Origin of the sequence: Streptomyces sp. NPDC058291 (genome assembly GCF_042880855.1) — a bacterium.
Lineage (GTDB): Bacteria > Actinomycetota > Actinomycetes > Streptomycetales > Streptomycetaceae > Streptomyces.
This window is the reverse complement of the sequence record NZ_JBHVYK010000031.1, coordinates 14,281-27,451: the sequence shown is the minus strand read 5'-3', so window position 1 is coordinate 27,451 and position 13,171 is coordinate 14,281. Positions and strand designations below refer to the sequence as shown.

Sequence of the window (13,171 nt, the reverse complement as noted above, 5' to 3'; positions counted from 1 at the left end):
CTGTCGCGGGGCCGACCCGGGACACCCGTCGCGGGGCCGACCCGGGGCGGGCGGACACCGGCCGGGCGGCCGCCCCGCAGGAGACCGCGTCCCGTCGCTTCCGCGGCAAGGGGCCTCGCCCGCACGGGACTCGACGTGCGGGCGGGTCGGATCGCCGGTCGGAGCCCCGGTTCAGCTGGAGTCGCGGTGGACGACCGTGGCCCCGAACGGCTCGTGCGACTCGGGGGCGGCCGCGGGGTTGCGGACGGCCCGGTCGACCAGCGAGGCGAGGTCACGCCCCGAGGGCAGCGCGATCCGCACGGTGCTGAGCCGGGGACTCAGCAGCCGCCCCAGCACCAGGTCGTCGGCGCCGACGACCGCGACGTCCTCGGGGACGCGCAGACCCGTCTCCTGCAGGGCGCGCATCAGCAGCATGGCGTACTCGTCGTTGTAGGCGAACACGGCGTCGAGGCCGAGAGCGGGCCAGCGGGCGGCGAGGGCGGCCGCCGACTCCTCGCTGTAGGCGAGGGACAGCTCGGTCACCGTGGCCTCCGTGCCGACCAGGGCCTCGCGCGCGCCCTGCAGCCGGGGCGCGGAGAACACCTCCATGCCCCGCTCCTCGGGGACGACCACCCCGATCCGGCGACGGCCGCGCGCGTGCAGGTGCGCGGCGGCGCCTCGGCCGACGTCGGCATGGTCCAGGCGCAGCGCGTGGGCGCCCTCGACCGGCGCGGGGCTGAGGGTCACCACGGCGCGCGCGCCGGAGCGCTTGAGGACGGCGACCCCCTCCGGTCCGATGCCGGGGGTGGGCACCAGCACGGCGACCGGCCGCAGTTCGGCCCACGCCCGCGCGGCTTCGTCGCCGCGCAGCCCGGTGGCGCCGTACTGCACGACGGTGTAGTCGAGGCGGGTGAGCGCCCCCTGGAAGTCGTGCACGAACCGGCTGTAGAGCGGGCCGGCCGGGACGGGCAGGGTCGGCATCAGGACCACACGACTGTGTCCGGCGCGCAGGGTGCGGGCGGCCGCGTGCGGCACGTACCCGAGCTCCTCGGCCGCCTGACGGACCCGACGGCGGGTGGGCTCGCTGATGCGTACGGCGCCGGTGTTGTTGAGGACGTAGGAGACGGTCGCGCGCGAGACGCCGGCCAGGCGGGCCACGTCGGCGCTCGTGGGCACGGGGCGCGGGGCCGGCGGTTTCGTCGGCGCGGGCGTGTTCGGTATCTGCACCATGACGTACGGCATCTTGGCAGAAGCCGTGCGGGAGGTTCGGGGCGGGGGACGCCGTCATCCGACGCCCCGTCAACGAACATGTTCGTGACGTACTCGTTCGGAACGAACATGTTCGCTATGGTGGAGGCATGACAGCACGTCCCGACCCCCCGCGCAGCCGCCGTGAGCGGCCCGCCAAGCCCGCCCTGACCAGGGAGGGCATCGTGGCCGCCGCCGTGGCGGTGCTGCGCGCCGAAGGCCTGCGCAAGGTCACCATGCGACGCCTGGCCGAGGAGCTCGACACCGGCCCGGCCTCCCTCTACGTGTACGTCCGCAACACCGCGGAGCTGCACGCCGCGGTGCTCGACGAGCTCCTCGGCACGGTCGGCCCGCCCCCGGCCGACGGCTCCTGGCGCGAGCGGCTGGAACGGGTGCTCACCGCGTACACCGCGATGCTCCTGGAGTACCCGGACCTGGCCCGCTCGGCGCTCACCGCCCGGCCCAGCGGCCCGCACTACCTGAACCTGATCGAGACCCTGCTGGCCCTGCTCGAAGAGGGCGGGACACCCGCCGCGCAGGCCGCGTGGGGCGTGGACCTGCTGCTCCAGCACGCCACCGCGACGGCCGCCGAGCACGCCGACGAGGCCTCGCAGGAGGACTGGGACGCCCTGCGGCAGGCGGTGCACGAGGCGTCGGAGCGGACCCACCCGCACATCGCCGCCCTGGCCGGCCCCCTGCTGTCGGGGCCGCCCGAGGCCCGGCTGTCCTGGGGGATCAAGACCCTGATCAACGGCATCGAGCGCACCGCCGTACCCGACCGACCGACGAAGGAGACCTCACCATGAGGCACCACCCCATAGCGATCATCGGCGCCGGACTCGGCGGCCTCACCCTCGCCCGGGTGCTGCACGCCCACGGCGTCGAGGCGGCCGTCTTCGACCTCGACGCCTCCCCCGCCGCCCGCACCCAGGGCGGCATGCTGGACATCCACGAGGACTCGGGCCAGCTCGCCCTGCGCGCCGCCGGGCTGCACGAGCAGTTCCGGGCGCTGGTCCTGCCGGGCGGCGAGGCCGTCCGGGTCCTCGACAAGGACGCCGTGGTCCGCCACGCCGAGACCGACGAGGGAACCGGCGGACGTCCCGAAGTCGACCGGGGCGCCCTGCGCGACCTCCTGCTCGGCTCACTGCCCGACGGAACGGTCCGCTGGGGCGCCAAGGTCACCGGCGCCCGCGCGCTGGGCGGCGGCCGCCACGAGGTGACCCTCGCGGACGGCGCCGCCTTCACCGCCGACCTGCTGATCGGGGCCGACGGCGCCTGGTCGCGGATCCGGCCGCTGGTGTCCCCCGCCCGGCCCGCGTACACGGGCGTGTCGTTCGTGGAGGCGGATCTGCCGGACGCGGACGCGCGCCACCCGGTGAGCGCCGAGGTCGTCGGCGGCGGGCTCCTCTTCGCGCTCGGCCACGGCAGGGGCTTCCTCGCCCACCGCGAGCCCGACGGCGGCCTGCACGTCTACGCCGCGCTGCGGGTCGCCGAGGACTGGTCCGCCGGCGTGGACTTCGCCGACACGGAAGCGGCCAAGGCGTACGTGCTGGAGCACTTCGCCGACTGGGACAAGAGCCTGCGGGCCCTGGTCGCCGACGCCCCGGGGCCGCTGGCGCCGCGTCTGATCCACGCCCTGCCGGTCGGCCACCGCTGGGAGCGCGTGCCCGGCGTCACCCTGCTCGGCGACGCCGCCCACCTGATGTCGCCGTTCGCGGGCGAGGGCGCCAACCTCGCGATGCTGGACGGCGCCGAACTGGGCGAGGCCCTGGTGGCGCATCCGGGCGAGCCCGAGGCCGCGCTCGCCGCCTACGAGGAGCGGCTGTTCCCGCGCAGCGCGGACGCGGCGGCCGCGTCCGCCGACAACGGCACGGCGCTGTTCGCCGAGAACGCGCCGCAGCCCGTCGTCGACCTGTTCACCGCTCACCCCTGAGTCGGCCCCTCACCGCTCGCCCCGCTCAGCCCTGACCGGGCGCGTCACCGCTCGTCCCGTTCAGCGCTGGCCCGACGACGTCTTCGCCGACCCGCGTGCCGCTCGTCACCCGGTCGATCAGCTCGCTCCAGCCGGCCTCCAGCCGGGCCGGCGGCATGGCGCACTGCCGGGTGAGGTGATGCACCAGGACGGGGCTGAGGTACCCCATCAGCGTGTGGGCGAGCAGCTCGGCGTCCGCGTCGGGCACGGCCTGGCGCAGCAGCATCGTCAGGTGGCCGAGATGGACGCGGCGCGGCGGCACGGAGTACCGGCGCTCCGCGCCGGGCTCGGCCGCCAGCTGCAGGTCGAGCTCGTCGACGGTGCGCCGGAGCATGGCGACGCCGAACGCGCGCAGCCTCTCCGCGGGCGGCGCGCCCGGCCCCAGCGGCGGGGGGCCGCTCAGGAAGGCGGCCTGGAAGTTGCGCTCGGAGTGGTCCAGGAGCGCGTTGAGCAGCCCGGTGCGGTCGCCGAAGCGGCGGAAGACCGTGCCCTTGCCGACGTTCGCCGCGCTCGCCACCGCGTCCATCGTGACCCCGGCCGCGCCGTGCTCGGCGATCAGCCGTGCGGCGGCGTCCAGCAGCCTGGCCCGGTTGCGGGCCGCGTCGGCGCGCAGACAGGGCTCGTCGTCGAAGGGCCCGAGGTGCAGCAGCTCGGGCTCGCCGACAGCTTCCTCGGGCTCCGGACAGGGGGGCAGAACGGCGGACATGAACTCAGCGTAAAGCACGGGGAATGTAACTGGACCGCGGTCCGTTTGTGGTGCTAGAACTTTAAACGGACCTCGGTCCGTATTCATGACGACTATGTATCAGCCTCTGGGAGTACCCATGTCTGTCCGCATCCTTGCGCTCGTCGGCAGCCTTCGCGCCGGTTCGACCAACCGCCAGCTCGCCGAGGCGGCCGTCAAGGTCGCTCCCGAGGGCGCCGAGGTCGACCTCTTCGAAGGCCTGGGGGAGATCCCCTTCTACAACGAGGACCTCGACGTCGAGGGCAGCGTCCCGGCCGCCGCCGCCAAGCTGCGCGAGGCCGCCCAGGCCGCCGACGCCTTCCTGCTCTTCTCCCCCGAGTACAACGGCACCATCCCGGCCGTCCTGAAGAACGCCATCGACTGGCTGTCCCGCCCGTACGGCGCCGGCGCCTTCGGCGGCAAGCCCGTCGCCGTGGTCGGCACCGCGTTCGGCCAGTTCGGCGGCGTGTGGGCGCAGGACGAGGCGCGCAAGGCCGTCGGCATCGCCGGCGGCAAGGTGATCGAGGACCTCAAGCTCTCCATCCCGGGCTCCCTGACCCGCTTCGCCGAGACCCACCCGGTCGACGACGCCGAGGTCGCCGCGCAGCTGACCGAGGTCGTGGCCCGTCTGCACGGCCACGCGGGCGAGGTCGCCGCCTGAGCACCGTCCTGCCCCGCAGGTGACGAACGGGGTCCGGAGAACTCTCCGGGCCCCGTTCCGGCCGTTCCGGCCGTCCGCCGGTTCCCGCCGTCCGGCGCCCCGGGAGACCGGCGGACCCGCGCCGTCCAGTGGATGGACGGGCGAAAGTCGTCAAAGCCGCAGACCGCTCGCCCACCCGTCTGATAGGGCTGGTGCATGCAGACCATTTATCGACGACTGCTGGCGCTGATGCCCCGCATCGGCGTCCAGGTGACCGACCTCGCACCGGGCACGGCGGTGGTCGCCCGGCGCGGTCGTCCGTACCGGGCGACCCGCGCGGGCAAGGACACCTGGGTGCTGCGGCGGACACGCGACGGCGAGCGGCCCGCAGTCGTGGAAGGCGAGGCGGTGCGCCTGGGCGACACCGACGCCCTCCTCCTCATGGAAGCCCCGGGGCGGCGCGACGAGCGCAAGCTGCAGCTGGCGGCCGCCGAGTACCTGTGCACCCAGCACGTCACCGCGATGCTGGAGCTGTACGGCGTCAACTGCGTGTTCGACGTCGGAGCCAACACGGGCCAGTACGCCAAGCGGCTGCGCAAGCTCGGCTACACCGGCCGGATCGTGTCGTTCGAGCCCACGTCGGAGACGTTCGCCCGGCTGGAGAAGGCCGCCGCCGACGATCCCGCCTGGCAGGTGTACCAGTACGGACTCGGCCGCGAGGAGACGACGGCGGAGATCCACGTCGGGTGGAAGACCATGAACTCCCTGCTGTCGGCGAGCGACTACGGCAAGGGCCGCTACAGCCGTTTCACCAAGGCCGACACCGAGGAGATCCGGGTGCGCCGGCTGGCGGACGTCATGGACGAGGCGCTGGAGGGCCTCGACGAGCCGCGCCCCTTCCTCAAGATGGACACCCAGGGATACGACCTGGAGGTGTTCGCCGGAGGCGGTGAGCGGATCGCGCAGTTCGTGGGCATGCAGTCCGAGGTCGCGGTGCTGAAGCTGTACGACGGCAGCCCCGGCATGGGCGAGGCCGTCGCGACGTACGAGGGGGCGGGCTTCGGCATCACCGGGATCTATCCGGTGACGCGCGAGGCGACCACGGGACGGGTGATCGAGTTCGACTGCGTGCTGATGCGCGCGGACGCGGCGCCCACACCGTAGGCATGCGGACGCGGCGCAGGGCAGTTCCGCGAAGGCCTCGACGCACGACCGGTGGAACTGCGGCCGCCGGTTGAACTGGGAGCCCCGCCTCGCGCGGGGACGGGGACGGGGTCGTCGCGCGGACGCGACCGCTGCCACCGCCCAGGTGAACGAAGGTCATGTCCTGGCGAGGCGCGAGGCCGGGGGCGGTGTCACCCGCCGAATGGCGGGCACGTTCCGCCGTACGGCGGTGCTCACGAAGGCGGCCGGCACACCCGACACGGGCGGCCCGGGCCCGCCGCGCATCCGCGCCCCGCGTGAGGAGAGGCCCATGACGTCCCAGCCGCCGCCCTTCGACCCCGAACTCGCCGCCGCCCTGGAGCTCGCCGGGGACATGATCCGGCCGGGGCTGTCCCCGCAGGACATCGAAGCCGTCCGGAGACCGGGGATCGAACTGCTCTCCCTGCTCGACCTCACCGCCGGCGGGGCCTTCCACGCCGAGGACCGCACGGTCCCGGGGCCCGAGGGCTCTCCCGAGATCTCGCTGCTGATCTGCCGCCCGACGGGGCCGGCCCCCAAGCGGCCCCGGCCGCTCGTCTACCACGTGCACGGCGGCGGCATGGTCCTCGGCGACCGACGGGGCGGCGTCAACGTGATCCTCGACTGGGCCCGCGAACTCGACCTGGTCGTGGTGTCCGTGGAGTACCGGCTCGCGCCCGAGCATCCGCATCCGGCGCCGGTCGAGGACGTGTACGCCGGTCTGCTGTGGACGGCGGAGCACGCCGGGGAACTGGGCGCGGACCCGGACCGGATCGTGATCGCCGGGGCCAGCTCCGGCGGCGGCCTCACCGCCGCCCTCGCGCTGCTGCTGCGCGACCGCCGGGGGCCGCGGCCGATCGGCCAGCTGCTGATGTGCCCGATGCTCGACGACCGCAACGACACGCCCTCCTGCCACCAGATGGCAGGGGTCGGCGTCTGGGACCGCACGGCCAACGAGACGGGGTGGACGGCCCTGCTCGGCGAGCGGCGCGGCGGGCCGGACGTCTCCCCCTACGCGGCGCCCGCCCGCGCCGAGGACCTGTCCGGGCTGCCCCCGGCCTTCCTCGACGTGGGCTCCGCCGAGACCTTCCGCGACGAGGTCGTCGCCTACGCCTCCCGGATCTGGCAGGCCGGAGGGGTCGCCGAACTGCACGTCTGGCCGGGCGGCTTCCACGGGTTCGACGGCTTCGTGCCGCAGGCCGCGCTGTCGAAGTCGGCACGGGCGGCCCGCCTGGACTGGCTGCGACGCCTGCTCGCCGAGCAACCCGGGTTCCGGCCCTGACGGGCGGGCCCGGTGGCGATGCCGTCGGGGGCCGGCCGGGTGCCGTGGCCGCCCCCGACGGCTCGTCAGACGCCGGCCTGCGCGGGTGCGGCGGCCTGGTCGGCGCCGTCCTCGCCGGTCGTCGCGGCGGGCAGGCCGGGGATGACGGCGGCGATGCCCGCGGAGACCAGGGCGAGGCCTCCCCCGACGAGGAGCGCGGTGCGCAAGCCCGCCTCCGAGGCGAGGGTGTGGCCGCCCAGGGACGTGGTCATCTGAGCGAGGATCACGCCGATGACGGCGGAGCCGATCGAGGTGCCCAGCGACCGCATGAGGGTGTTGAAGCCGTTGGCGGCGGCGGTCTCCGCGATCGGGACCGAGCTCATGATCAGCGCGGGCATGGCGCCGTAGGCGAGGCCCACCCCGCTGCTGGTGATGATCGTGACCAGCATGACGCCCCAGGGGGAGCCGATCAGGGCCATGGAGGCGAAGTAGCCGGCGGCCAGCACCAGGGCGCCGCAGACCAGGGTGAACTTGGGGCCGCGGGCGTCGGTGAGCTTTCCGCCCAGCGGGGAGACCAGCATCATCGTCAGGCCGCCGGGAGCGATCCACAGGCCGGCCGCGAGCATCGACTGGCCGAGGCCGTAGCCGGTGGCCTCGGGGAACTGCAGCAGTTGCGGCATCACCAGCATGCTCGCGTACATGCCGAAGCCGACGAAGACCGAGGCGACGTTGGTCAGCAGCACCCGGGGGCGGGCCGTGGTGCGCAGGTCGACCAGGGGGTCGGTGGTGCGCACCTCCCAACCGCCCCAGGCGAGCAGCACCGCGACGGCCACGGCGAACAGGCCGAGCGTGGTGGCCGAGGCCCAGCCCCAGTCGGCGCCCTTGGAGACGGCGAGCAGCAGGCAGACCAGGCCGACGCCGAGGCCGATCGCCCCCGGCAGGTCGAAGCGCTGGCCCCTGGCGCCGGCGGGGACGTCCGGGACGAGCAGGAAGACGAGGACGGCGACGACGGCCGCCAGCGCGGCGGACCCCCAGAACAGCGCCCTCCAGTTCGCGTACTGGGCGACCGCCGCGGCCAGCGGCAGTCCGATGGCGCCGCCGATGCCCATGGAGGCGCTGACCAGGGCGATGGAACCGCTGAGCTTCTCGGCCGGTACGACGTCCCGGAGCAGCGCGATGCCGAGCGGCACCATGCCCATGCCCATGCCCTGCAGACCGCGTCCGACGATCATCGTGACGACGTCGGAGGCGAACGCGCACACCACCGAGCCGAGGATCAGCGGCGCGGAGCAGGCGAGCAGCATGCGGCGCTTGCCCACCAGGTCGCCGAGACGGCCGACGACCGGTACGCACACGGCCGCGACGAGCAGCGTGACGGTGATCACCCAGGCCGCGTTCGAGGGGGAGGTGTGCAGGATCTGCGGCAGCTCGGCTATCAGCGGCGTGACCAGCGTCTGCATGATCGCCGCCGTGGTGCCGGCGAAGGCCAGCGTGGCGACCACGGCGCCCGGGCGGGCCGTGGTGGGAGAAGCGGGGGCGCCCATGGGACTCCTCGACTGGGATGTTCGGGTGGGGTGTGCTGTGCGGCGGAACGCGCGAAGGATGTGCATCGTACATGTCCTATGTATCCACCACACGACATGGGACATGCACACGATGTGCCAGGATGGTCCGGCCGCACGGAAACCGGAGGCCGCGCCATGGAGTCGCCGACACACGAGGTCGAGTACGAGCAGATGCTGCTCAGCCGCCACTCGTTCCTGAACCAGCGCGGCGGCCGGCGCAAGAACAGCCTCATGGAACGCAGCGCCTACGTCATGCTGAGCCGGATCCGGGTCCAGGGGCCCATGTCGATCGGGGAACTCAGCGACGCCTTCGGGCTGGACGCCTCCACGCTGAACCGGCAGACCGCGGCGGCGATGCGAGCCGGGCTCATCGAGCGGATCCCCGACCCCGAGGGCGGGATGGCCCGCAAGTTCCGGCTCACCGACGAGGGCACGCGCCTGCTGGACGAGGAGCGCGAGGGGATCGTGGACGCGCTGGGCCAGGTGATGGCCGACTGGCCGGACGAGGACGTCGCCGCGTTCGCGGCCTATCTGCGCCGCTTCAACAACGGCATCGAGGCCATCGGCGGCCGCCCCTGGCCGCGCCCGTAGACACGGGCCGGCGAACGCCCGTCAGCGCACCGTCCGCGCGAGACGGAAGCCGACGTCGTCGACCCGGAAGGCGGGATGACCGCGGCGGCGCACCGAGGCCCGGCAGCTCCAGTGCTCGTCGAACCAGCCGCCGCCGCGCAGCACCCGGTAGGCGCCGTAGACCTCCGCGTCGTACACGTCCCAGCACCACTCCCACACGTTGCCGAGCATGTCGTACAGCCCCCAGGAGTTGGGCAGCCGGCCGCCCACCTCGTGGAGGCGTTCCCCCGAGTTGGCCCGGTGCCAGGCGATGTCGTCGAGCGGCCCGTAACGCGGCCCGGAGGTGCCGGCCCGGCAGGCGTGCTCCCACTCGGCCTCGGTGGGCAGTCGGTACCCGTCGGCGGACGCGTCCAGGTCGACGGTCTCGCCTTCGGCGTCCACCCGGTAGGCGGGCGTCAACCCCTCCCCCACGGACCGGGCGTTGCAGAAGCGGACCGCGTCCCACCAGGACACGCTCTCCACGGGCTGCCGGTCCGTCCCGGCGTCGGCCCGGGGCAGGCCGGTGACGCGCTCGTACTGCTCACGCGTGACCGGATGCGCCGCGAGCCGGAAGCCCGCCACCTCCACCGCCCAGCTGCGGCGCGTGCGCCGGTCCGAGAGGGTGACCGTGCCCGGCGGCACGGCGATCATCGTCGGCAGGCCCCGCTCCCCCGTGTCCATGAGCAGATGATCTCATCACCGGGAAGGCGGCCGAGCCTCCACGTGGGGCCACGGCGCCTTGGGGGCGGCGGTCGGGCCACGGTGGGCCGCGCGTCGCCGGGCTGTCTAAGGTGGAGATCACCGCCTGCCCGGGAGCACCCATGACCGGTATCCGCCGGAAGAGACCCGCCGACCCCGACGCCCTGGACGCCATCGAGCCACCCGGCAACGCCGAGACGGTCGCCGGCGTGCTGTCGGTGACGGTCCTGGTGGAGGTCCTCGGTGTGCTGTCGGGCTCCGAGGTGTGGCTCCTCGGGCTCCTGGTCTTCCTGCCCGGGACGGCGTCGGCGCTGTGCACCGTCCAGCAGACGAGGTTCGTCGCCGCCTGGACCACGGTGTTCGTGTCCTTCACCGTGCTGGTGCGGGCCGGGGACGGGGGCCGCTGGCTCGACCGTGCGCTGCTGGTGCTGCTCACCCTGGCCCTGGGGGCCGCCTCCGTGTACGCCTGCCACCGACGCATCGGCCGCGAGCGCGAGATGCTGCGGCTGCGCTCCACCGCCGCCGCCATGCAGCGGCACATCCTGCACCCGCTGCCCCTGGTCACCGACGACGTCCTGGTCAACGGCGTCTACGAGCCCGTGCAGGAGGACCGGCTGGTCGGCGGCGACATCTACGACGTCGTCGCGTCGCCCTGGGGCACGCGGGTGCTGATCGGAGACGTGCAGGGCAAGGGGCTGGCCGCCGTGGGCGCGGCGTTCGCGGTCATCGGCGCCTTCCGCGAGGCGGCCCACCGCGAGCCCACGCTCACCGCGCTCGTCGACGCCCTGGACGCGGCGGTCGTCCGGCACAACTCCTACGCCGAGCAGACCGGCGAGGACGACCGGTTCGTCACCGCTCTCGTCATCGGCGTCGACGCGGGCGTGGAGGCGCAGGTCGTCAACTGCGGGCACGTGCCGCCCCGGCTGCTGCACGAAGGCGTCGTCGGCACGCCGCTCCTGGACACGGGCGTCCCGCTCGGGCTGGCCGAACTGGCCGTCGAGCCGACGACGGTGGACTGGTTCGCGTTCCCGGACGGCTCCACGCTGGTGCTGACCACCGACGGACTCACCGAGTCCCGCGCCGACGACGGCGCCTTCTACCCGCTCGACGAACGCCTGGCGACGTTCCTGGACCTCTCGCCCACCGAACTGCCCGAGGCGCTGCACAGGGACTCCCGGGCGTTCGCGAGCGACGCCCGGCGTCACGACGACGTCGCCGTCCTGACCGTCCGCCGCTCCCCCCGCCTGTGACGCCCGTCCCCTGGCCCGAGCGCTCCGGCCAGGGGACCGGCACGGGCCTGTCAGGCCAGGGCGGTCGTCGGCACGAAGGCGCTGTCCTGGCGGAACAGGTCGGTGCCGTCGGGCTGTTCGACGCGCAGCTGGTAGTTGTAGTGACGCAGGTAGTAGCCGGGGTAGTTGTACGACTCGAAGCGGACCGAACCGCTCGTCGGGCCGGTCCGGGCGATGAAGGTGGCGTCCCGCGCGAAGGTGGCCGTGCCGTCGTTGGCGTCGAAGCGGCCGCGGAAGGAGTAGTGGCGCAGGTAGTTGCCGGCCGCGTCGCGGAAGGAGTAGGCGTTCGCGTCGGCGAGGCCGGCCACGACGGTGAAGGTGGACGCCTGCTTCTCGGCGGCGGTGCTGGAGCTCGTCACCACGGGCAGGTTGAGCAGGGCGGACTGCTCCTGCCAGTAGCGGGTGGTGTAGTTGGCGGAGCGCAGGGAGCGCGTGGCGTTCTTCGCCAGGGTGGGGCCACCGGACACCGTCTCCTTGATGACGGTGAAGTGGCGGGCCGTTCCGGAGATCCCGGGCAGGGCCTTGGGCGCGCTCCAGGTGGCGAAGGAGTCGTAGCTGTCGCTGTAGTAGTAGGCGCCGTCGCCGTAGCCGTCGAAGAAGATCCGCCAGCCGCCGTTGTCGAGCTGGATGACGCAGGGCCCCTCGCGGTAGCTGCCCCAGCCGGCCCAGTCCCCGGTCCTGGTGATCGTGTAGGGGCCGGCGAGCTTCGAGGCCGTGCCGTACTCGATGTACTTCGCCGTCTCGTTCTTGGTGAACGCGTGGTAGGTCGAGCCGGTCCTCACGATGTACGTGTCGATGTGGTTCGGTCCGATGCCGGACAGCGCGACGGGCGAACTCCAGGCGGTCAGAGCTGAGTTGGTCGCCCTCAGCAGGTACGGAGTGAAGATCCACTCGTCGCTGGTCACCGAGCAGGACACGATGACGTTGACGCTGCCGTCGCTGTCGACGAACCACTCCGGGGCCCAGGCGCGGGACAGGCCGGCGATCGGCACCGGGTAGTCGTACAGGAACGTCCAGTTGACGCGGTCGGAGCTGCGGGCGAAGCCGATGGTGGTGCTGGCGTCCTGCCAGGTGTGGGTGGTGTAGGTGAGGTAGTAGGAGCCGTCGGTGTGCTTGAGGACGCTCGCGTCGCGGATGCGGTTGGCGGGCGGCCTGTAGGCGGAGGACCGCACCAGCCGGAAGTCGGTGGCGTCGTCGGACTGGTAGACGTCGACCGTGCCGTCGTCGCTGTCGAGGAACGGGACGATGGTGTACCGGGTGGCCGATCCGGCGGCCGGCGCGGCGGCGAGGGCGGCGCCGAGCAGGCCGGGCGCCTCGCCGAGCACGAGTGCGGCGGCGGGCAGGACGGCCATCGCGCGCAGCAGGGAACGGCGCGACGGGGTGCGGGGGCGTGTCGTCATGGTGCGGCTCTCCTACGGCTCAAGGTCCGAAATCCCGAACGAGGTTCGGAAAGTCGATCAGAAAGTAGGGGTGCGGCCAGGGCCCGTCAATCCTTTGCGCAGGAACGGGGGATGCCTGTGGGACGGCTGTGGCCGCGAGCGGCTGCCGCTCTCGCTCACCGCCCGGCTGGAGGCGGAGCCGCGCCGGTCCGAACCGTGGCCGCAGGAAGCGGTCGCCGACGCGCCGGCCGGACGAGCGGGTTCCACCCGTACCCTGTGACCATGGACGACGCGTCGATGGTCGGGCTCATGGGGCGGGTCACCGGAACGATCGGGCCGGGGCTCGTCGGCGAGGTGATCGTGCGGGTGCGCGGCGGGGCCGAGCACTTCCTGGCCCACGCGGCCGACGGCACGGGCCGCATCGAGTGCGGCACGGTGGTGATGGTGGTGGAGCACCTGCCGCCCAGGACGGTCTACGTCACGCGCGCGTACGACAGTTGAGCCCGCCGCGGCCGCGTGAGAGCCGCATCGTGCGTTTTGCGAAACGTAAGCGTCAAGATTGCAACAAGGATTCCTCAGCGTCTTCAACGCGGGGCCGCGCAGGCGCACACTCCCTTCGTTCGG

General features: G+C 73.4%; 13 protein-coding genes. 8 read left to right on the top strand and 5 right to left on the bottom strand.

Annotated features, from left to right (window positions below; translation table 11 throughout):
• Positions 1-171: 171 nt before the first annotated feature.
• Positions 172-1,221 carry a LacI family DNA-binding transcriptional regulator gene (locus ACFVYK_RS17885; RefSeq protein ID WP_389774614.1) on the bottom strand — a complete coding sequence of 350 codons (1,050 nt, stop codon included), beginning with the start codon at positions 1,219-1,221 and terminating at the stop codon, positions 172-174.
• 116 nt (positions 1,222-1,337) lie between these two features.
• Here ACFVYK_RS17885 and ACFVYK_RS17880 point away from each other — a divergent pair, with 116 nt between their 5' ends.
• Together ACFVYK_RS17880 and ACFVYK_RS17875 are read left to right on the top strand one after the other, a co-directional pair.
• Positions 1,338-2,033 carry a TetR/AcrR family transcriptional regulator gene (locus tag ACFVYK_RS17880; protein ID WP_389774611.1) on the top strand — a complete coding sequence of 232 codons (696 nt, stop codon included), beginning with the start codon at positions 1,338-1,340 and terminating at the stop codon, positions 2,031-2,033.
• Positions 2,030-3,160 (top strand): FAD-dependent oxidoreductase, encoded by a 1,131-nt coding sequence (locus tag ACFVYK_RS17875; RefSeq protein WP_389774609.1) that lies wholly within the window; start codon positions 2,030-2,032, stop codon positions 3,158-3,160. Before ACFVYK_RS17880 ends, ACFVYK_RS17875 begins: the two co-directional genes overlap by 4 nt.
• A 25-nt stretch (positions 3,161-3,185) precedes the next feature.
• Here ACFVYK_RS17875 and ACFVYK_RS17870 read toward each other — a convergent pair whose 3' ends face one another.
• Positions 3,186-3,905 (bottom strand): TetR/AcrR family transcriptional regulator, encoded by a 720-nt coding sequence (locus ACFVYK_RS17870; protein WP_389774606.1) that lies wholly within the window; start codon positions 3,903-3,905, stop codon positions 3,186-3,188.
• Positions 3,906-4,023: 118 nt separating this feature from the next.
• Between ACFVYK_RS17870 and ACFVYK_RS17865 the strand changes: the two genes are divergently transcribed.
• The 3 genes from ACFVYK_RS17865 (at position 4,024) to ACFVYK_RS17855 (ending at position 7,027) form a co-directional block, all read left to right on the top strand.
• Positions 4,024-4,584, top strand: a complete 561-nt coding sequence (locus ACFVYK_RS17865) for an NAD(P)H-dependent oxidoreductase (RefSeq protein ID WP_389774604.1) — start codon at positions 4,024-4,026, stop codon at positions 4,582-4,584.
• Between the two features lie 195 nt (positions 4,585-4,779).
• Entirely contained in the window at positions 4,780-5,727 is a 948-nt protein-coding gene (locus ACFVYK_RS17860; RefSeq protein WP_389774601.1) for an FkbM family methyltransferase, read from the top strand.
• Between the two features lie 310 nt (positions 5,728-6,037).
• The gene (locus tag ACFVYK_RS17855; protein WP_389774600.1) at positions 6,038-7,027 is read left to right on the top strand and encodes an alpha/beta hydrolase; all 990 of its coding nucleotides are present in this window, start codon (positions 6,038-6,040) and stop codon (positions 7,025-7,027) included.
• A 65-nt stretch (positions 7,028-7,092) separates the two neighbouring features.
• Here the strand turns inward: ACFVYK_RS17855 and ACFVYK_RS17850 are convergent, their stop codons facing one another.
• Complete coding sequence (locus tag ACFVYK_RS17850; protein WP_389774597.1) at positions 7,093-8,550, bottom strand: MFS transporter; 1,458 nt, start codon at positions 8,548-8,550, stop codon at positions 7,093-7,095.
• A 156-nt stretch (positions 8,551-8,706) separates the two neighbouring features.
• Between ACFVYK_RS17850 and ACFVYK_RS17845 the strand changes: the two genes are divergently transcribed.
• Complete coding sequence (locus ACFVYK_RS17845; protein ID WP_389774594.1) at positions 8,707-9,162, top strand: MarR family winged helix-turn-helix transcriptional regulator; 456 nt, start codon at positions 8,707-8,709, stop codon at positions 9,160-9,162.
• Between the two features lie 21 nt (positions 9,163-9,183).
• On the opposite strand, the gene ACFVYK_RS17840 is transcribed toward ACFVYK_RS17845, so the two are convergent.
• The gene (locus ACFVYK_RS17840; RefSeq protein WP_389774592.1) at positions 9,184-9,861 is read right to left on the bottom strand and encodes a formylglycine-generating enzyme family protein; all 678 of its coding nucleotides are present in this window, start codon (positions 9,859-9,861) and stop codon (positions 9,184-9,186) included.
• Between the two features lie 140 nt (positions 9,862-10,001).
• On the opposite strand from ACFVYK_RS17840, the gene ACFVYK_RS17835 reads away from it, so the two are divergent.
• Positions 10,002-11,129 (top strand): PP2C family protein-serine/threonine phosphatase, encoded by a 1,128-nt coding sequence (locus tag ACFVYK_RS17835; RefSeq protein WP_389774591.1) that lies wholly within the window; start codon positions 10,002-10,004, stop codon positions 11,127-11,129.
• A 50-nt stretch (positions 11,130-11,179) separates the two neighbouring features.
• Here ACFVYK_RS17835 and ACFVYK_RS17830 read toward each other — a convergent pair whose 3' ends face one another.
• Positions 11,180-12,568, bottom strand: coding sequence for a glycoside hydrolase family 43 protein (locus tag ACFVYK_RS17830; protein WP_389774589.1), 1,389 nt, complete (start codon positions 12,566-12,568; stop codon positions 11,180-11,182).
• A 261-nt stretch (positions 12,569-12,829) separates the two neighbouring features.
• Between ACFVYK_RS17830 and ACFVYK_RS17825 the strand changes: the two genes are divergently transcribed.
• Entirely contained in the window at positions 12,830-13,048 is a 219-nt protein-coding gene (locus ACFVYK_RS17825) for a hypothetical protein (protein WP_190149244.1), read from the top strand.
• Positions 13,049-13,171: the final 123 nt, after the last annotated feature.

Coding starts and splice junctions, on each gene's coding strand:
- ACFVYK_RS17885 (WP_389774614.1), bottom strand. CDS start 1,221: ATGCCGTACGTCATGGTGCAGATACCGAACACGCCCGCGCCGACGAAA.
- ACFVYK_RS17880 (WP_389774611.1), top strand. CDS start 1,338: ATGACAGCACGTCCCGACCCCCCGCGCAGCCGCCGTGAGCGGCCCGCC.
- ACFVYK_RS17875 (WP_389774609.1), top strand. CDS start 2,030: ATGAGGCACCACCCCATAGCGATCATCGGCGCCGGACTCGGCGGCCTC.
- ACFVYK_RS17870 (WP_389774606.1), bottom strand. CDS start 3,905: ATGTCCGCCGTTCTGCCCCCCTGTCCGGAGCCCGAGGAAGCTGTCGGC.
- ACFVYK_RS17865 (WP_389774604.1), top strand. CDS start 4,024: ATGTCTGTCCGCATCCTTGCGCTCGTCGGCAGCCTTCGCGCCGGTTCG.
- ACFVYK_RS17860 (WP_389774601.1), top strand. CDS start 4,780: ATGCAGACCATTTATCGACGACTGCTGGCGCTGATGCCCCGCATCGGC.
- ACFVYK_RS17855 (WP_389774600.1), top strand. CDS start 6,038: ATGACGTCCCAGCCGCCGCCCTTCGACCCCGAACTCGCCGCCGCCCTG.
- ACFVYK_RS17850 (WP_389774597.1), bottom strand. CDS start 8,550: ATGGGCGCCCCCGCTTCTCCCACCACGGCCCGCCCGGGCGCCGTGGTC.
- ACFVYK_RS17845 (WP_389774594.1), top strand. CDS start 8,707: ATGGAGTCGCCGACACACGAGGTCGAGTACGAGCAGATGCTGCTCAGC.
- ACFVYK_RS17840 (WP_389774592.1), bottom strand. CDS start 9,861: ATGGACACGGGGGAGCGGGGCCTGCCGACGATGATCGCCGTGCCGCCG.
- ACFVYK_RS17835 (WP_389774591.1), top strand. CDS start 10,002: ATGACCGGTATCCGCCGGAAGAGACCCGCCGACCCCGACGCCCTGGAC.
- ACFVYK_RS17830 (WP_389774589.1), bottom strand. CDS start 12,568: ATGACGACACGCCCCCGCACCCCGTCGCGCCGTTCCCTGCTGCGCGCG.
- ACFVYK_RS17825 (WP_190149244.1), top strand. CDS start 12,830: ATGGACGACGCGTCGATGGTCGGGCTCATGGGGCGGGTCACCGGAACG.